Here is a 17,010-nt window from a genome sequence, read left to right as displayed (position 1 = left end):
GGTGAGCGCGCCGCCGAGGGCGTGCGTCCGCTCGCGCATGCCGATGATCCCGTTGCCGCCGCTGGTTCCCGACCTCGTCGCGGGGGCGGTCGGGCGAGAGTTGTCGACGGTGAGGTCGACCGATTGCGCCGCATAGCGCACCGTCACTGTTGCTTCCGCGCCCGGCGCGTGCCGCACCACATTGGTCAGCGACTCCTGGATGATGCGCGCGGCCGCCACGTCGATCACGCTGGGCAGCTGCTGTGGTTCGCCGATTATCTTGGTGCTCACCGTCAATCCGGCCGCGCGGGCGCGCTGCAGCAGGGTGTCCAGCTCGGCAATGCTCGGCGCGGGCGCGCGTGGTGCGGCCGGACGCGGCTCGGGTTCGGCGGATTCGCTACCGGCCCTGTCCGATTGCTCGTCCGCTGCCGAAACCCGCTCGGCACCAGCGGCATTGCGCCCGGTCCAGCCGCGCGGGCGGCGACGGCTCGGTGCGTCGCGTTCGACCTCGGCGAATTCGCCTTCGGCGTCGGCTGTTTCGTCGGCGACCGTGCCGCCGGTGCGGATCGAGTGCAGCAGCGTGTGCACCTCGGTGAGTGCGTCGCGGCTGGCCGTCTTGATCGCGTCCAGGGCGGAGGCGGCCTGCTCGGGCTTTTTGTCGAACAGCTCGAGCGCGACCGAGGACTGCACGTTTATCAGCGAAAGGCTGTGCGCCAGTACGTCGTGCAGCTCGCGCGCGATGGCGAGGCGCTCCTCGCTGGCCCGCCGCTCCCGCTGCGCCTCCTCGTCCCGGCGCGCGGCCTCGGCCCGCTGCCTGCGCGCGACCAGCACGGTCTTGCGCTGCCGGATGCCCTCCACCACGCACAGCAACACGACGAGCCAGGCCATCAGCGCGAAGATCTGCCAGAGGTTCGCTCCGCGCCCGAGCAGTGCGGGCAACGGCCAGATCAGCACGGAGTAGCCGATCGGCACGAGCGGGTAAGTCCACCACCGTGATCCGGTGCTCGCCGCCGTCAAGAAGGCGATGATCAACGACAAGAAGATCGGCCCGTACCCGTAGCCGAGCGTCGAATAGATCAGGCAGGCACCGAAGGCGACGAGCAGCACCGGCAGCGGCCGGGCCCGTCGCCAGATCAGCGCTACCGGACCGGCGAGTAGTAGCAGGTACCCGACGAAGTCGAGGGAGTTCGCGCCCATTCTCATGTTCGCGAACGTGCCGCCCACGATTTGGAGCGCGGCCACGACCAGCGCCACGCCCCAATCCCAGCCAAGCGAGCTTCGACTCATCATCCCTGCCCTCACTTACAGCAGCCTATTCGGCTTACCCGCGGTTCGGCGTCCGCCTCGCTACGTATTACTCAGGTAACGCTGGAGCGTAGTGCGCTTTACGTACACCGAACGTCGCCGCGCGGCGGATGTGGCGGGACGGCCTGCGGCGGGATTCTCGGTGCATGACAGATTCGATGGTGGTCACCCGAGGGTTGACCAAACGCTATGGCGCGCATACCGCGGTGGACGGCGTGAGCATGAGCGTTGCGGCCGGGGAGATCTACGGGTTCCTCGGTCCGAACGGCGCGGGCAAGACGACCACGCTGCGCATGCTGGTCGGGCTGATCCGCCCGAGCGCGGGTACCGCGACGGTGGCCGGCCATGCGCCGGGTGACCCCGCGGTGGTCCGCCGGATCGGCGTGCTCATCGAGGGGCCCGGCTTCTACCCGTACCTATCCGGGCGGGACAACCTGCGGGTGCTCGCGAAATACCGGGGCATCGGCTACCCGGCGGTGGAGGACGCGCTGGTCCGGGTCGGCCTGGCCGATCGCGCCGACGACAAGTTCCGCACCTACTCGCTCGGCATGAAGCAGCGGCTCGGGGTCGGTGCGGCGCTGCTCGGCACGCCCGATCTGCTGATCCTGGACGAGCCGACCAACGGTCTCGACCCGCAGGGCATGGCCGAAATGCGGGAGCTCATCACCACTCTCGCCGGCGACGGGCACACGGTGCTGCTGTCGAGTCACATGCTCAGCGAGGTGCAGGAGATCTGCGACCGGGTGGGCGTGATCGCGCAGGGCAAGCTGCTCGTCGAGTCGACCGTGACCGAACTGCGTGGCGGCTCCTCGCTGCTGCTGCGGGCCGACCCGCTGGAAGTGGCGTTCCCCGCGGTGCGGGCGGTGGTCGGTGAACGCGCCGCGATGCTGACCGCGAGCGGCATCCGGATCGAGGCGGGGACCGGAACCGCGCCCGCCGTCGTGCGGGCGGTCGTCGAAGCGGGCGCTGACCTGTTGGAACTGCGGATCGACGAAAAGTCCCTGGAAGAAGTGTTTTTCGAGATGACTCAGCTGGAAGTGGCGAAATGACTGTGCAAGACCTGTTGGCGAGCACCAGGGCCGAGGCGCTGCGGCTGCGGAAGTGGCCCGCGTTCTGGATCGTCCTGGGCACCTGGATTCTGCTGAACCTGACATTTTCCTACCTGTTCAACTATCTCGCCTACACCTCGGGCGAGTCGACCCGCATGTCGAACGGCCTGCCGAAAGAGGCGCTGCTGCAACAGATGCTGCCCGCCGCGGTGCCTGCGGTGTTCACCCAGGGCATGGCGATGTTCGGTGGTGCGCTGATGCTGGTGCTCGGTGCGCTGACCACCGGCAGCGGATTCGGCTGGGGCACTTGGAAAACCGTGTTCACCCAGGGCCCGTCGCGGATCAGTGCGGTCGGCGGCGTGGTGGTGAGCCTGGTTGTCGTGGTGGTCGGGCTGGTGCTCACCGCGTTCGTGGTGGACATCGGGGTGGCGGCGCTGATCGGCGCGACCCAGTCGCAGTCGCTCGCGCTGCCGTCGCTGAACCAGTCGGCGCTCGGAATCCTCACGGGCGTCGCGATTCTGGGCATGTGGACCTTAGCGGGCGCACTGATCGGGGTAGTCGCTCGCGGTCCGGCGCTGGCCGTCGGCCTCGGGCTGGTCTGGGTGCTCGTGGTGGAGAACCTGCTGCGCGGTGTCGCGGCCATCTTCGCGCCGATCGCGGTGATCACCGATCACCTGCCCGGTACGGCCGCCGGGTCCCTGGCCGGCGCGATGCGGACCGTGGGGGCCGGGACACCCGGCGTGCTCGACATCTTGTCGCGTACTGAAGCGCTGATCGTGCTCGGGTGCTACATCGTGGTCTTCGTGGCGGGGACCCTGTGGCTGATGCGCAGCCGCGATCTCGGGTGAGCGACCCTGAACCGAAAGCCGTTGGTGGACAACCACCAACGGCTTTCGTATGTCAGCCCAGCACGGATCGGGCGAGCTGACCCAGCGCGTCGGCGATTTGCGCCGAGGTCAGGCCTCGGCTGCGTTGCTGCTGGTACACCTCCGCCGCCAAGGGCGCGAGGAGCGCATCTATGAGGGCATCGGGTTCGTGAATCTTGCCTGCCACCAACAGCGCTCGCAGATGGGCGTACCAGAATCCGTACGCACCGGTCGCGAATCGTGCACCACCGGTTTCCGCGCCGAGTACCAAATCCGCGTGGGCGTCCAGCAATTCGACCATCGCGGCGTAGAACGCGACCAGTCGTTCGGCGGGCGGCGCGCCGGGGCCGAGCGGTGGCGGGCCGCCGAGCAACTGCTCTTGCAGTGCCCGCTCGTGTGCGTCCAGCAGGGCGACGGCGATCGAATTCGTGTCCGGGTAGCGGCGGTACAGGGTGCCGCGGCCGACGCCTGCCGCCTTGGCGATGTCGTCCATGGTGACGGTGCGCGGGTCGCGGGTGGCGAACAGCTCGGCGGCCGCGGCCAGCACCTTGGCCCGGTTACGTGCCGCGTCCGCGCGCTCGGGCACTGCTGCGGGGGGTGCCGCTTGCCCGGTGAGCAGATCCCTGTGGCTGGTCATGCCGCTGACTGTACCGGATTTCCGGAACAAGTGGACAGTATGTCCGTTTGTGGTTATGGTCGGTTCTGTCATCAAGTGGACAGGTTGTCCAGTTGATGACAGGCACTTCGAGGCGTCGGCGAAAGTCGATGCCCGCATCAACGACATGAACCACAGAGTGAGGCCTGACCATGAGCAACCTGCTGCACCTGGATGCGAGCGCCCGTACCCGTTCGATCAGCCGGGAGCTGAGCTCGGCGTTCGCCGAAGACTGGCGGCCCCAGAACCCGGACGGCGGCTATCGCTACCGGGACCTGGCGGCCGAGCCGGTGCCGTTCATCGACGCGGCGTGGACCGAACTGTGCGACGCGGTGCTCGCGCAGGACCGCACCGACCTGGACCGGCTCGGCGAGTTGGTGCGCACACCGGAACAGGCCGCGGCATGGGCGATCGTCGAGCCGCTGCTGGCCGAGGTGCTGGCCGCGGACGTCATCCTGATCGGCACCCCGATGTACAACTACTCGATTCCGGCCTCGCTCAAGGCCTGGCTGGACCAGGTGACCTTCCCGCGAATGTCCCTGGGGCACCGCCGTTTCGTCGTGGTGACCGCCCGGGGCGGCGCGTACTCACCCGGTGCGCCGAAGGCCGCCTTCGACTATCAGGAGCGATTCCTGCGGGACTTCTTCGCGGGCCACTTCGCCGTCCAGGACGCCGTTTTCGTGAACGCCGAGCTGGCCAATGCCAGGCAGGATCCCGCGCTGGCACACCTGCGCGGTAAGCACGACGAGTCGTACGCGCTGGCGATGGAGGCCGCGCGCGCCCTCGCGAAGGAGTACTGACATGAACTGGGTGCTGCTCGGCATCGCGGGCCTGGTGGAGATCGTCTGGTCGCAGAGCATCAAACCGACGGAGAACTTCACCCGCCTGGTGCCGACCGTGATCTGCTTCGTGCTCGGCGCCACCGCGGTGTATCTGCTGTCCAGGGCCATGCAGACCTTGCCCGTCGGTACCGCATATGCGGTCTTCACCGGAATCGGTGCGATCGGGGCTATCGGTCTCGGGATCGTGGTCCACAAGGACCCGCTCAGCGCGGGACGGGTGCTCGCGCTCTCGCTGATCCTCGGCGGAATCGTGCTGGCGCGGGTCACCAATCCGGAATAGGCTGGACTCCGAAGCGTCGACGCGGCAACATGTTTCGTGCTGCTGCGGCCACTTATCGGGGACAAATCACGCCTGCGCCGCATCGCTGAGGTTGCTAATGCGGCGCTCTAGTCTGACCCCGAGACGTGGGGCGGCGGGCTGGCTAAGCTCGGGGGCTGCATCGGAAATTGCTTACCAGCGAAAGGGATTTAATGCCTACACGTACCGCTCGTACGGCCTGGACCGGCTCACTTCAGGAAGGGTCCGGGCAGGTCGAGCTGGCCAGTTCCGGGATCGGCAAGTACGACGTGTCGTTCCCCAAGCGTTCCGCCGACGAGGCCGATGGGACCACCAGCCCGGAGGAGCTCATCGCGGCCGCGCACTCGTCCTGCTACGCGATGGCGCTCTCGGCGCAGATCGGCAATGCGGGCGGCACCCCGGAGAGCCTGGACGTCACCGCCGACGTGACCCTCGGTCCCGACCCGGCCGGCGGCTTCCGGATCTCCGGCATCAAGCTGACCGTCCGCGGCAAGGTCTCCGGCATCGACGCCGATGCCTTCGCCGCCGCCGCGGAGGCCGCCAAGGCGGGCTGCCCGGTCAGCAAGGCGCTCGCGGGCGTCGACCACATCCTGCTCGACGCGGCCCTGGCGTAGTTGGCACTCGCACCGCCGCATGGTTTTTCGCACACCGGCTGGTGTGCGGAAAGCCATGTGATTATGCGAAATGTTCAGGCCCGGCGAAAGAAGTGACGGGCCTCGGGGCGATACATCGCGGGGATGGCGACCAGGACTGCGGCGATGTGGATGACGCGGAACAGCCCGATGGTCGCGGATTCGACGGTGATATTCGCGAACAGGTCGCCGAACTTGTCGGCGGACAGCAGCGCGGCCAGCGGCTCGATGACCAGTGACAGCAGGCCGATCACGCCGATGCCGAAGGTTAGTACCAGCCGGGCCCAGCGGGCGCCGTGCGTCATCCGGATGGCGACCAGCAGCACCACCAGGTAGATGCCCAGTCGCACGGCGAGACCCGTCGCCAGGCTCGTCACGTCGACCTCTTCGCGTTCGAGCAGTGCGGCGACCTGAACAATCGCCTCGGCGACCCCGGCGAGCAGTGCAGCGACCAGGCCGAGGTAGGCGATGCGGATGGCGCGTGGTGGCTCGACGGGCGCACCCGAGCGAAGCGGTGCGGGCCAAAGAGAAAGGGCGGTGTCGGTCATGACACCGACACTGCCCCTCGTCTTCTGGATGCGGATCAGCCCGCGGTAGCGATCGACTCTCGTACCGGAGTATCAGTGCGCGTGGCGAATTCGGTGAGCGCGGCGAAGCCGAGGGCCAGGCAGGCCCACAGCGTCGCGGTCTGGGCCAGCGACGCCACCCGGAACTGCCACAGCAGGCTGGCCGGGAAGTCCGCCTTCACCTCGTCGACGCCGGGCAGCAGGATGTAGCCCACCGCAGTGACGAGGACGAACGCGGCGACTCCGGCGATCAACCGCAGCATGCTCAACCGCCCGCGCAGCACCTTGTAGACGTACACGCCGACACCGACCGCTACCAAGCCGAGCAGCACCGCCGCCAACCACAGCAGGGTGCGCTGGTTGATCGTGTCCGGATCACCGACCGCGGGTGGGTTCGCTGGATATTTGAAGAACGGCACCGCGACGATCGCGGCCCAGCCACCGAGGCCGAGCGCGAGCGCGAGTTTCGGCCCGGAGAACGTCGTGTAGCGCCGCGCGAAGTGCGCGACCGAGGCGAAGATCGCGCCGAGCGCCAGGCCGGCCAGGCCGAGGGCGAGGAACTGTCCCGCCTTCTGTCCGGCGCGGCTGACCAGTGGTTCTTCCTCGTCGCCGTGCGAATGTCCGCCGCTCGCCTCCGGTTCCGCGCCGTGCGGATGATCCGCGGCGGAACCGGCTTCCTCGATGGCGATGGCGGCGTCGACCTTCGGCTCGCCGACGAAGTAGCCGACCGATGCGGCCAGCAGGCCTGCGATGAGGCCTGCTAAAAGTCCGCGCAGAAGGAGGGTCTTGAGGGAACCGACCAGGGGGACGGCAGCCGACGGAGTCGGCGGGGTGGGTGAGCTCAGTGGCACGGAAGCCCCAGCAGGTGACGTCCGTCGTGCATCAGCTCGTGCAGGTACATCCCGCTGCGCGAGACGACGCCCTGGTCGAAGCCGACCAGGTACAGCGTGAGCAGTGCGAGAAGAACGACACCTACCGTGACGAGCACAGTGGCGAGTGAATCGGTTGCCCGGCTCGGCGAATGCGCGATAGCCATGCGAGTCCTCCTAGGGATGCGCGTCCCGTCGAATGGGGGCGAGAGTGCCGGTGTCTGGCTGTCCGGCACCCAAGGGCTCGATGCATGGAACACAGTGGCGCGACCGCTCCGGAATCGCACCGGATTACCGCATCACCCTCGCGTTTTGTCCTTCGAACTGTGACACCTGGAGGCACCCGACGTCAATATGACCAGCGCGGACCGCGCCCCGCCGTCGGGCGAGTCGCCGGGCAGGTCAGCCCGCCCGGCCATCCCTGACCTACGTCAGCTCGCGGGCTTCGCGGCCACGTCGAGGACCACCTCGAACTCGAGCAGCGAAGCACCCGTGGAGACCGGCTTCTGCCGCTCACCCGCGTGCGCCTCGCGCGCGGGCCCGTCCCGCCAGGCCGCGAACGACTCTTCCGAATCCCACTGGGTGACAACGAAGTACCGGTTATCCCCGGCGACCGGCCGGAGCAACTGGAAGCCGAGGAAGCCGGGCGAACCCTCGACCGCGTGCGCACGGTGGGCGAACCGCTTCTCCAACTCGGGGCCGGCGCCCTCGGGAACCTCGATCGCGTTGATCTTCACAACAGCCATGGCCTCGACAATACGACCCGCGAGCGGCCACTCGGTATGGGCCGTATCCGGGGGCAGCGCGCACGCCGCGCGCAGGCCCGGCAGAATCGGCGGGGTGTTGCACGACGAAGGCGGAGCGGGGGTGCCGATCCTGCTGCTGCACGGACTGATGGGCAGCGCCCGGACCTGGCACGACCAACTGGACTGGCTGCGCGACTACGGCCACGTCTACACCTTCGATGCCGCGGGCCACGGCAGACCGGCGCCTGCCGAGCTGACCACCGAGGCCTTCGTCGCCGACCTGGCCGCAGCGACCGCGGGCATCACCGAGCCGATGGTGGTGATCGGGCATTCGATGGGCGCGCTGCACGGCTGGGTCTTCGCCGCGACGCACCCCGGTCGGGTGCGCGCGCTGGTGATCGAGGACATCGCCCCGGATTTCACCGGCCGCACGGCGGCGAACTGGGCGGCGATGATCGAGGCGTGGCCGCAACCGTTTCCGGACGCGGCCGCGGTGCTGAAGTTCTTCGGGCCGGTCGCCGGGCGGTACTTCCTGAACTCGTTCGAGCACGGTCCGGACGGCTACCGGCTGCACGGCTCGGTCGCGACCTTCCGCGATATCTCCGAGGAATGGGGCAGTCGTGACTTCTGGCCGCAGTGGCACGCCATCCGCGTGCCCGCCCTGCTATTGGAGGGCGAACACACCATCACACCGCCCGGCCAGATGCGTCGGATGGCCGAAGTCCACCCCGACGCCCAGCACGTACTCGTCACCGGCGCAGCACATCTCGTGCACGACGACCAACCCGAGCACTACCGCGCCGAGGTCGAACGCTTCCTCCGCCGCGTCCTGAACCCGTAGCGCTCGGCACAGCCGCACACGGTCAGGCTCCGGAGCCGCCTTCGCCCGCGAGGGCGAACAGACCATCGACGGTCTGCTCGATCAACCCGTCGACCAGCAGCGAGTCCAGCGCGCGGGCCCGCTGGCCGGGGTCGCGCGGCCACGCCAGATCCAGCCGCACCCGTTCCACCGGACCGGTCGCGCCGCGGAGCACGTCGAGCAAACGGCCGCGAGCTTGGCGGTCGGTGCCCTCGTATTTCTGTGTGCGACGGACGATTTCGGAGACCGGGCGGCCCGCGGTGACCCATGCGCAGGTCGGCAGCGGGCAGCGCGCACAGTCCGGTGTGCGGGCGGTGCACACCGTCGCGCCCAGCTCCATCAGCGCGGCCGAGAACACCGCGGCGCGGTCGATCTGTTGCGGCAGTAGGGCTTCGGTCTCCGGCAGGTCGCGCGAGGACGGATTGCCGGCCTCGGCGCGCCCGTGCACGGCACGGGCGACCACCCGGCGCACATTGGTGTCGACCACCGGAACCCGTTGCCCGTAGGCGAAACACGCGACCGCCCGCGCGGTGTACGCCCCGATGCCGGGCAGGCTCAGCAACACCTCGACATCGGCGGGCACCTCGTCGCCGTGCTCGGCCGCGAGCACCCTGGCGCACTCGTGCAGCCGCAGCGCGCGGCGTGGATAGCCGAGTTTGCCCCAGGCCCGCAACACCTCGGCCTGCGAGGAGGCCGCCATCGCCGACGGCACCGGCCAGCGCGCCACCCACTCGCGCCAGATCGGCTCGACCCGGACCACCGGCGTCTGCTGCAGCATGATCTCGCTCATCAGGATCTGCCACGCGGTGACCTCGGCCCGACGCCACGGCAGGTCGCGCGCGGTCTCGGCGTACCAGTCGAGCAACACGTCCGCATCGATGCTGTTCGGAGCTTTCCTCACTGTTCCTGTCCTACTGCTGCCGGTCGGTATTTGCCGACCTGTAACCAAACGAACTGGCTGGTAACACGAGCCTTGTGCACAATGATCGGTATGCCTGATTCCAATCCGGTCAGTGCCTGGAAGTCTTTGCGTGAAGGCAACGACCGTTTCGTCTCCGGTGCGCTGCTGCATCCTAGCCAGGGCGCCAATGACCGAGCCAAGCTCGTCGACGGCCAGCACCCGTCCGCAATCCTGTTCGGTTGCGGTGACTCCCGAGTCGCCGCCGAGCTGATCTTCGATCAGGGACTCGGTGACATGTTCGTGGTGCGCACCGCAGGCCATGTCGTCGACAGCTCGGTGCTCGGCTCGATCGAGTACGGGGTGCAGGTGCTCGACGTACCGCTCATCGTGGTGCTCGGTCACGACAGCTGCGGCGCGGTGAAGGCCACCATCGACGCGCTCGACGGCGGCGAGGTGCCCGGCGGATTCATCCGCAGTGTGGTCGAGAAGGTCACGCCGTCCATTCTGATCGGACGCAGGGAGGGCCTGTCCACCGTCGACGAGATGGAGGCCAGGCACGTGGTGGAGACGAGCAGGCTGCTCATGCAACGGTCGATGATCATCTCGCAGCGGGTGGCGACCGGTGAGCTCGCGATCGCCTGTGTCACATACAAGCTCGCCGACGGCCAGGTGAAGTTGCAGCGTGTCGTCGGCAACATCGGCGAGCTCGCCTGAGCCGGGGTCGCCGGAGTTTCCCCTGCGTGCGGGCCGGAATTTACTCGCCACGATCACCTATTCCGGACCGACACGCCGCAGGCATGAGTCGCTGCGCCCGATGGTGCCCTTACCGTTGAGGCGTGCTGGAACCGAATGGACCGCTGCCACCGGAGATCTATTGGCGTCGTCGCGCATTGGCGATCGGCGCCCTGGTCGTCGCGCTGGCGCTGGTCATCTGGCTGGTACTGACGGTCTCCCGCGGCGGCGACTCGCCCGGTGACTCGAAGCCCGTCGCGGCGAGCTCGTCGTCCAGCACGGCGAGCAAGCCCGCGGATGCCTCGACGACGAAGGCCGCGGAGCCGAGCGAATCCGGCACGCCCGCACCGTCGAGTGCCGCCTCGTCCGCGTCGAACGAGCCTGCCGCGGGGGCGGGTCAGTGCCCCGATCAGTCGCTGGCCATAAAGATCAGCGTGGATCAGCCGACCTACCGGGTCGGCGAGCAGCCGAACTTCCGGATCGTCATCACCAACATCTCCAGCGTGATGTGTCAGCGCGATATGAACCTGGCCCAGATCCAGGCCTCGGTGCTGTCGCTGGACGGCCAGCGCCGGTTCTGGACGAGTTCGGACTGTTCGCCCGTGGACGAGTCGAACGCGCGCAATCTGAAACCCGGTGAGCAGGCGCTGTTCACGGTGCGCTGGTCGGGCACCACCTCGCAGCAGGGCTGCGTAGGTGAACGCGTGCCGGTGCCCGCGGGCGCCTATCAGGTCATCGCGCAATTCGGTTCGCTGCACAGTTCGCCGGAGCCGTTCAACCTGACCACCACCTGAGCCGCCGCGAATTCGGTTGGCCCCGTTAGAAATCGGGTGCCACCTCGGTCGCCTCCTTCGTTGCGCGCCGCTTGCGGGTGCCGGTGATGCGGATGGCCGCGCGCACGTCGGCGACCTCATGGATCTTCATGCCGCCGCGCTTGAGCGGGGCATAGCCCGGCGGCACCAGCGCGGTGGTGAAGCCGAGCCGCTCGGCCTCGGCCAGTCTGCGTTCGAGGCCGGTCACCTTGCGTACCTCGCCGGCCAGTCCGACCTCGCCGAGGATCACCCAGCCCGCCGGAATCGCCACCTCCGAATTGGCGCTGGCGATGGCGAGCGTGATGGCCAGGTCGGCGGCCGGCTCCAGCAGGCGCATGCCACCGACCGTCGCGGCGTACACATCGGACTTGCCGATGAACACCTTGCCGCGGCTCTGCAGCACGGCGAGCACCATCGCGACCCGGTTGTAGTCGAGGCCGCTGACCGCGCGGCGCGGATTCGGGATCTCGGTCTCCACCGTCAGGCCCTGCACCTCGGCGACCAGCGGCCGCTTGCCGTCCATCGCCACGGTGACCGCGGTGCCTGGCACCGAATCGGTGCGGTGGTGCAGGAACAGCCCGGACGGGTCGTCGACGCAGGCGATGCCGTCCTCGTGCAGTTCGAAACAGCCGACCTCGTCGGCGCTGCCGAAGCGGTTCTTGATGCCGCGCACCATGCGCAGCGTCGAGTTCTTGTCGCCCTCGAACTGCAGCACCACGTCGACGAGGTGTTCCAGCGTGCGCGGGCCCGCGACGTTGCCGTCCTTGGTGACATGGCCCACCAGCAGCACCGCGATCCCGGTCGCCTTGGCCAGCGAGGTCAGCGCGGCGGTGACCGCGCGCACCTGGGTGACGCCGCCGATCACGCCGTCCACCTCGGGCGCGAGCATGGTCTGCACCGAGTCGACCACCAGCAGCGTCGGCCGCACCTGCTCGACATGCCCGAGCACGATCGACAGATCGGACTCCGCGGCCAGATATACCCGCTCGTGCACCGCCCCGGTCCGGTCGGCCCGCAGCCGCACCTGACCCGCCGATTCCTCGGCGGTGACGTAGAGCGCCTTCGCGTCGTTCTGTCTGGCCCAGCGGTGCGCGACCTCCAGGAGCAGCGTCGACTTGCCGACGCCGGGCTCGCCGGACAGCAGCACCACCGAGCCGGGCACGACGCCGCCGCCGAGCACCCGGTCGAGCTCGCTGACCCCCGTCGACCGCGCCTGGGTGATCTTGGAGTCGATGGTGGAGATGGGGGCGGCGGCGGTGCTCGGCAGCATCGCCCGCCGGGCGGGCGAGCCCGCCCCCGTCGCCGTGACGGCGACCTCGTCGACGGTGCCCCACGCCCCGCAGTCGGGGCACTTACCCACCCACTTGGCGACCTCGTGCGTGCAGGCGGAGCACCGGAAGATCGACTTGGTCTTTGCCACACGCGCACCTTACGTACCGCGTCCGACAACAAGGCCGCCGTCGGGACCGCGTGGCGGCATAAACGAACGGCTGCCGCATCCGAGGGATGTGGCAGCCGTCTCGTAAAGAGGCCTATACGGTCAGTGTCCGCCGCCCTTGTGCTCGACCTCGGCCGGGCCGGAGAGGTCCGACTCGTGCCGCTCGGTGTGCGTGCCCGCGTCGACCGGTACCTGGACCTGCACGGTGCCGTTCTGCTTGAAGTTGAACGCCACGTTGTAGGTGAGGCCAGGGGTGATGTCCCTGGTCAGTCCGGTGATCTCGATCAGGATCGGCTGGGCCGCCGGATCGTCGGTGGCCACGGGGGCGGTGGCGTGGTCGTCGCCGTGCGCGTCCGGCGTGCCGGGCTTGGCCGAGGTCGGCGCCGCGCTGTGCGAGTCGCCCGCCTGCGTCGTGGGCTTGACCGGCTTGGTGGCCGCGACCACGGTCTGCTGCGGGGCCAGCTCGACCTTCGACTTGCCGGTGGACGGGGTGATCTTCACCGTGCCGAGGTCGGAGGTGAGGCTGGTCAGCTCGTCGGGCACGGACGGGCTGTTGTTGATGATCGACAGGGCGATGACCGCCTTGCCGCCCTTGGTGTTGGTGTACTCGGTGCCACCGGCGGGATAGACGATGTGCACGTTGCGCAGCGCGATCTTGCCGACGTCGGCGTTGTTGCCGTTGATCGCGGCCACCTGGTCGGCGGTCTGCGAGATCTGGCCCGAGCTACAGCCGGTGAGCGCGATCGCCGCGCCCGCGGCGAGTGCGGCAACCGGCACCATGCGACGTCGCACCTTTTTCAGGGCGGTCACAGCTTTCAGGGCAGTCACGGGTTGTCCCTCCATGTCGACCGGGCTCACTCCGCAAGGGAGAGTAATAACTAGGGAGCGTAGTAGTTCCCGCTGCGGACCGGGAGCCGGGGCTCGCGACGCGCGGGTCGTTGATAACAGATCGGTCGAGCGCCGCCGGGATCGCGGACGCACTGCCAGCTCAGGTGGGGGGCCGGGACGGGGACAGTGCGGGGAGTTAACCTGTTCTGGCACAACGTAATGCACACCATGCGGGTTCTGTCAAGCCCCACGGCCGCCTCGTTGTGGCCCTGACCTGCACAGTTGATCGCGCCGTTACCGAGTCGCATGTTAAACTGTGAACATCGAAAGGGGCACGGGACACATGATTTTTAAGGTCGGAGACACCGTCGTTTACCCCCACCACGGAGCGGCGCTGATCGAAGCTATCGAGACTCGCACCATCAAGGGTGAGCAAAAAGAGTATCTGGTCCTGAAGGTCGCCCAGGGCGATCTGACTGTTCGGGTTCCCGCTGAGAACGCCGAATACGTCGGCGTACGTGACGTCGTCGGCCAGGAGGGTCTCGATCGAGTCTTCCAGGTCCTGCGCGCGCCGCACACGGAGGAGCCGACCAACTGGTCCCGCCGTTACAAGGCCAACCTGGAGAAGCTCGCCTCCGGCGATGTGAACAAGGTGGCTGAGGTCGTCCGCGACCTGTGGCGTCGTGAGCAGGATCGCGGCCTGTCCGCCGGCGAGAAGCGGATGCTCGCCAAGGCCCGTCAGATCCTCGTCGGTGAGCTCGCGCTCGCCGAAGGCACCGATGACGGCAAGGCCGAGACGCTGCTGGACGAGGTCCTCGCCGCGGCTTCCTGACCGTGAACAAACTCGACAACGGTGCTCGTCTCACCGACGGAACCGTCGTTGCTTTGGTGCCTGCCGCCGGTCGTGGCGTGCGTCTGGGTGAAGCCACACCCAAGGCGTTCGTCCCGGTCGGCGGCAGCCCTATGGTCCGGCTCGCCGTCGAAGGCCTGATCGCCTCCGGCGCGGTCGACCGGATCATCGTTATGGTTCCCGCCGAATTCGTCGAGAGCGCCGTTGCCCTGCTGCCGCCCTCGGATTCGGTACACGTGGTCGTCGGCGGCGCCGAACGCATCGACTCGGTGCGGGCAGGCCTCGCCGCCGCACCCGAGGCCGCCTACTACCTCGTGCACGATGCCGCGCGCGCGCTGACGCCACCCGAGCTCATCGCCCGGGTCGCCGCCGAGCTGCGCGCCGGACATCTCGCCGTGGTCCCCGCGCTGCCGGTCACCGACACCATCAAGTCCGTCGACGCGGCAGGCGCGGTCACCGGCACCCCGGACCGCGCCCAACTGCGCGCCATCCAGACTCCGCAGGGCTTCGCCGCCGAACTGCTGCGCTCGGCCTACCTGTCCGAGGGCGTCCAGGCCACTGACGACGCCGGGCTCGTCGAACTGCTCGGCACCCAGGTGCACACCATCCCGGGCGACCCCTTGGCTTTCAAGATCACCACCCCGCTCGACCTGGTGCTCGCGCACGCAGTGCTCGACGGCGCCGACGCCCGGCGGGCGGTGGCCCGATGACCATGCGAGTCGGCATCGGCAGCGACGTGCACCCCATCGAAGCGGGCCGCCCCTGCTGGATGGCGGGCCTGCTCTTCGACGGTGACGACGGCTGCGCCGGACACTCCGACGGCGACGTCGCCGCGCACGCGCTCTGCGACGCGCTGCTGTCGGCGGCCGGGCTCGGTGACGTCGGCGCGGTGTTCGGCACCGGCCGCCCGGAATGGGCGGGCGTCTCCGGCGCCGCCATGCTGAAGGAAGTGCGCAGGCTGCTCGACGAGGCCGGTTTCGAGATCGTCAACGCGGCGGTCCAGGTGATCGGCAACCGACCCAAGATCGGACCGCGCCGCGGCGAAGCCCAGCAGGTGCTCGGTGAACTGCTCGACGCGCCGGTCTCGGTTTCCGGAACGACCACCGACGGCCTCGGCCTCACCGGCCGCGGCGAGGGCGTTGCCGCGATAGCGACCGCCCTTCTACAAGCCTGTCGCTGACCCAGCTCCGACGGACCTGAACCGGGTCCGGATCAGGCCTATCTACCAGCTAGGATCGAACGCCGTGACATTGCGCCTCTTTGACACCGATACGCGGACCATGCGCGACTTCGCGCCCCTGGTCCCCGGCCGCGCGTCGGTGTACCTGTGTGGCGCCACCGTGCAGGGCGCGCCGCACATCGGCCATGTGCGCAGCGGCGTCGCCTTCGACGTGCTGCGCCGCTGGCTGCTCGCGCACGACTACGACGTGTGGTTCATCCGCAACGTCACCGACATCGAAGACAAGATTCTGATCAAGGCCGCCGAGGCGGGCAGGCCGTGGTGGGAGTGGGCGGCCACCTTCGAGCGGGCCTTCGACAACGCCTACGAGACGCTCGGTGTGCTGCCGCCGTCCGCGCAACCGCGGGCCACCGGCCACATCACCCAGATGATCGAGATGATGCAGCGGCTGATCGACCGCGGGCATGCGTACCCGTCCGAGGGCAACGTCTACTTCGACGTGCTGAGCTACCCCGACTACGGCAGGTTGTCCGGGCATCGGCTCGAGGACGTGGCCCAGGGCGAGAGCGCGGGCGAAGGCAAGCGCGACCCGCGCGACTTCACCCTGTGGAAGGCCGCCAAGCCGGGCGAACCGACCTGGCCGTCGCCGTGGGGACCCGGCAGGCCGGGCTGGCACCTGGAGTGCTCCGCGATGGCCGAGTTCTATCTCGGCCCCGAATTCGACATCCATTGCGGCGGTATGGATCTGGTGTTCCCGCACCACGAGAACGAGATCGCCCAATCCAAGTGCGCCGGTGACGGTTTCGCCGGCTACTGGCTGCACAACGGCTGGGTGACCATGGGCGGCGAGAAGATGTCCAAGTCGCTCGGCAACGTGCTCTCGGTGCCCAACGTGCTCAAACACGTTCGCGCCGTGGAACTTCGGTTCTACCTCGGCAGCGCGCACTACCGCTCGAAGCTGGAGTACTCGGACAAGGCGCTGCACGACGCCGCCCAGTCCTATCAGCGCATCGAGGCGTTCGTGCACCGCACCGTGGATCGCGCGGGCGAGGTGCCGGTCGGCAAGTGGACCGACGCGTTCGCCGCGGCCATCGACGACGACCTCGCCGTGCCGAAGGCGCTGGCCGAGATCCATCACGTCGTGCACGAGGGCAACAAGGCGCTCGAAGCGGGCGCGATCGACAGCGCACGGGACCTGGCCGGACAGGTCCGCGCCATGCTCGGTATCCTCGGTGTCGACCCGCTGGATCCGCACTGGTTCACCCCACGCGACTCGTCGGCGGCACTGGGCGCGCTCGACGTGCTGGTGCGCGCCGAGCTCGACCGCCGTCAACAGGCGCGAGCAGACAAGGATTGGGCGAGCGCCGACGCCGCCCGCGATCGATTGCAGGCAGCCGGAATCGAGGTCACCGACACGCAAAATGGGCCGGAATGGGCCCTTGGCGCTGCGCCGCACACGGGGCCGGACGCGTCACAATCTGGAAAGGCCGGGTAATGGCAGGCAATTCGCAGCGTCGTGGTGCGATTCGTAAGGGCGGCACCAAGAAGGGTGCCGTCGTCGGCTCCGGCGGTAAGCGCAGGCGCGGGCTCGAAGGCCGCGGCG

21 protein-coding genes, 1 pseudogene and 1 riboswitch are annotated in these 17,010 nt (G+C 68.6%); of the genes and pseudogenes, 13 read left to right on the top strand and 9 right to left on the bottom strand.

The features are described 5' to 3' along the window. Positions 1 to 1,266: sensor histidine kinase (locus NN4_RS42140; RefSeq protein ID WP_246181405.1), on the bottom strand; the 1,266-nt coding region annotated here is incomplete at its 3' end. 164 nt (positions 1,267 to 1,430) lie between these two features. On the opposite strand from NN4_RS42140, the gene NN4_RS42135 reads away from it, so the two are divergent. Both NN4_RS42135 and NN4_RS42130 read left to right on the top strand, forming a co-directional pair. Then, complete coding sequence (locus NN4_RS42135; protein ID WP_147143397.1) at positions 1,431 to 2,333, top strand: ABC transporter ATP-binding protein; 903 nt, start codon at positions 1,431 to 1,433, stop codon at positions 2,331 to 2,333. Then, complete coding sequence (locus tag NN4_RS42130; protein WP_147143395.1) at positions 2,330 to 3,181, top strand: ABC transporter permease; 852 nt, start codon at positions 2,330 to 2,332, stop codon at positions 3,179 to 3,181. The genes NN4_RS42135 and NN4_RS42130 overlap by 4 nt, the downstream gene beginning before the upstream one ends. Before the next feature lie 52 nt (positions 3,182 to 3,233). On the opposite strand, the gene NN4_RS42125 is transcribed toward NN4_RS42130, so the two are convergent. After that, positions 3,234 to 3,836, bottom strand: coding sequence for a TetR/AcrR family transcriptional regulator (locus NN4_RS42125; RefSeq protein ID WP_147143392.1), 603 nt, complete (start codon positions 3,834 to 3,836; stop codon positions 3,234 to 3,236). A gap of 170 nt (positions 3,837 to 4,006) precedes the next feature. Between NN4_RS42125 and NN4_RS42120 the strand changes: the two genes are divergently transcribed. The 3 genes from NN4_RS42120 to NN4_RS42110 all read left to right on the top strand — a co-directional run bounded on the left by NN4_RS42120 (position 4,007) and on the right by NN4_RS42110 (position 5,608). Beyond that, positions 4,007 to 4,654, top strand: a complete 648-nt coding sequence (locus tag NN4_RS42120) for an FMN-dependent NADH-azoreductase (protein ID WP_147143389.1) — start codon at positions 4,007 to 4,009, stop codon at positions 4,652 to 4,654. Position 4,655: 1 nt separating this feature from the next. Continuing rightward, positions 4,656 to 4,976 (top strand): DMT family transporter, encoded by a 321-nt coding sequence (locus NN4_RS42115; RefSeq protein WP_107653848.1) that lies wholly within the window; start codon positions 4,656 to 4,658, stop codon positions 4,974 to 4,976. A 191-nt stretch (positions 4,977 to 5,167) separates the two neighbouring features. After that, positions 5,168 to 5,608 (top strand): OsmC family peroxiredoxin, encoded by a 441-nt coding sequence (locus tag NN4_RS42110; RefSeq protein ID WP_147143387.1) that lies wholly within the window; start codon positions 5,168 to 5,170, stop codon positions 5,606 to 5,608. Positions 5,609 to 5,682: 74 nt separating this feature from the next. Here NN4_RS42110 and NN4_RS42105 read toward each other — a convergent pair whose 3' ends face one another. The 4 genes from NN4_RS42105 to mhuD form a co-directional block, all read right to left on the bottom strand. Further along, positions 5,683 to 6,174: a hypothetical protein gene (locus NN4_RS42105; protein WP_147143384.1), complete on the bottom strand. Its 492-nt coding sequence runs from the start codon at positions 6,172 to 6,174 to the stop codon at positions 5,683 to 5,685. Positions 6,175 to 6,209: 35 nt separating this feature from the next. Continuing rightward, positions 6,210 to 7,043 carry a CbtA family protein gene (locus tag NN4_RS42100; protein ID WP_371865821.1) on the bottom strand — a complete coding sequence of 278 codons (834 nt, stop codon included), beginning with the start codon at positions 7,041 to 7,043 and terminating at the stop codon, positions 6,210 to 6,212. Next, positions 7,034 to 7,228 carry a CbtB domain-containing protein gene (locus tag NN4_RS42095; protein WP_147143381.1) on the bottom strand — a complete coding sequence of 65 codons (195 nt, stop codon included), beginning with the start codon at positions 7,226 to 7,228 and terminating at the stop codon, positions 7,034 to 7,036. The genes NN4_RS42100 and NN4_RS42095 overlap by 10 nt, the downstream gene beginning before the upstream one ends. Positions 7,229 to 7,256: 28 nt before the next feature. After that, positions 7,257 to 7,421, bottom strand: a riboswitch (cobalamin riboswitch). 71 nt (positions 7,422 to 7,492) lie between these two features. Continuing rightward, entirely contained in the window at positions 7,493 to 7,807 is a 315-nt protein-coding gene (mhuD, locus tag NN4_RS42090) for a mycobilin-forming heme oxygenase MhuD (protein WP_135234505.1), read from the bottom strand. A 94-nt stretch (positions 7,808 to 7,901) separates the two neighbouring features. Here mhuD and NN4_RS42085 point away from each other — a divergent pair, with 94 nt between their 5' ends. Beyond that, on the top strand, positions 7,902 to 8,648 hold the full coding sequence (locus NN4_RS42085) for an alpha/beta fold hydrolase (protein WP_147143378.1): 747 nt from the start codon (positions 7,902 to 7,904) through the stop codon (positions 8,646 to 8,648). Positions 8,649 to 8,670: 22 nt separating this feature from the next. On the opposite strand, the gene NN4_RS42080 is transcribed toward NN4_RS42085, so the two are convergent. Further along, positions 8,671 to 9,567: an HhH-GPD family protein gene (locus NN4_RS42080; protein ID WP_147143375.1), complete on the bottom strand. Its 897-nt coding sequence runs from the start codon at positions 9,565 to 9,567 to the stop codon at positions 8,671 to 8,673. A 90-nt stretch (positions 9,568 to 9,657) separates the two neighbouring features. On the opposite strand from NN4_RS42080, the gene NN4_RS42075 reads away from it, so the two are divergent. Beyond that, positions 9,658 to 10,281, top strand: coding sequence for a carbonic anhydrase (locus NN4_RS42075; protein WP_147143372.1), 624 nt, complete (start codon positions 9,658 to 9,660; stop codon positions 10,279 to 10,281). 122 nt (positions 10,282 to 10,403) lie between these two features. Then, positions 10,404 to 11,093: a hypothetical protein gene (locus tag NN4_RS42070; protein ID WP_147143369.1), complete on the top strand. Its 690-nt coding sequence runs from the start codon at positions 10,404 to 10,406 to the stop codon at positions 11,091 to 11,093. Between the two features lie 25 nt (positions 11,094 to 11,118). On the opposite strand, the gene radA is transcribed toward NN4_RS42070, so the two are convergent. Together radA and NN4_RS42060 are read right to left on the bottom strand one after the other, a co-directional pair. Beyond that, complete coding sequence (gene radA, locus NN4_RS42065; protein WP_147143366.1) at positions 11,119 to 12,531, bottom strand: DNA repair protein RadA; 1,413 nt, start codon at positions 12,529 to 12,531, stop codon at positions 11,119 to 11,121. Between the two features lie 120 nt (positions 12,532 to 12,651). Continuing rightward, positions 12,652 to 13,377 carry a copper chaperone PCu(A)C domain-containing protein gene (locus NN4_RS42060; protein ID WP_246181404.1) on the bottom strand — a complete coding sequence of 242 codons (726 nt, stop codon included), beginning with the start codon at positions 13,375 to 13,377 and terminating at the stop codon, positions 12,652 to 12,654. A gap of 343 nt (positions 13,378 to 13,720) precedes the next feature. Here NN4_RS42060 and carD point away from each other — a divergent pair, with 343 nt between their 5' ends. From carD to NN4_RS42035, 5 genes and pseudogenes are all read left to right on the top strand, one after another. Continuing rightward, a complete protein-coding gene (gene carD, locus NN4_RS42055) occupies positions 13,721 to 14,209 on the top strand; it encodes an RNA polymerase-binding transcription factor CarD (protein WP_011206964.1) in 489 nt (162 codons plus the stop codon). 2 nt (positions 14,210 to 14,211) lie between these two features. Next, positions 14,212 to 14,937: a 2-C-methyl-D-erythritol 4-phosphate cytidylyltransferase gene (ispD, locus tag NN4_RS42050; protein WP_107653858.1), complete on the top strand. Its 726-nt coding sequence runs from the start codon at positions 14,212 to 14,214 to the stop codon at positions 14,935 to 14,937. A 2-nt stretch (positions 14,938 to 14,939) separates the two neighbouring features. After that, entirely contained in the window at positions 14,940 to 15,407 is a 468-nt protein-coding gene (gene ispF / locus NN4_RS42045; RefSeq protein WP_135237780.1) for a 2-C-methyl-D-erythritol 2,4-cyclodiphosphate synthase, read from the top strand. A gap of 64 nt (positions 15,408 to 15,471) precedes the next feature. After that, positions 15,472 to 16,902, top strand: coding sequence for a cysteine--tRNA ligase (gene cysS, locus NN4_RS42040; protein WP_147143363.1), 1,431 nt, complete (start codon positions 15,472 to 15,474; stop codon positions 16,900 to 16,902). Further along, a pseudogene (locus tag NN4_RS42035) lies at positions 16,902 to 17,010 on the top strand (23S rRNA (guanosine(2251)-2'-O)-methyltransferase RlmB); the annotation flags it as partial. The gene cysS and the pseudogene NN4_RS42035, both read left to right, overlap by 1 nt.

It is taken from the genome of Nocardia ninae NBRC 108245 (assembly GCF_007990755.1).
In the GTDB taxonomy this organism is placed as follows: domain Bacteria; phylum Actinomycetota; class Actinomycetes; order Mycobacteriales; family Mycobacteriaceae; genus Nocardia; species Nocardia ninae.
This window is presented reverse-complemented; position numbering and strand designations above follow the sequence as displayed.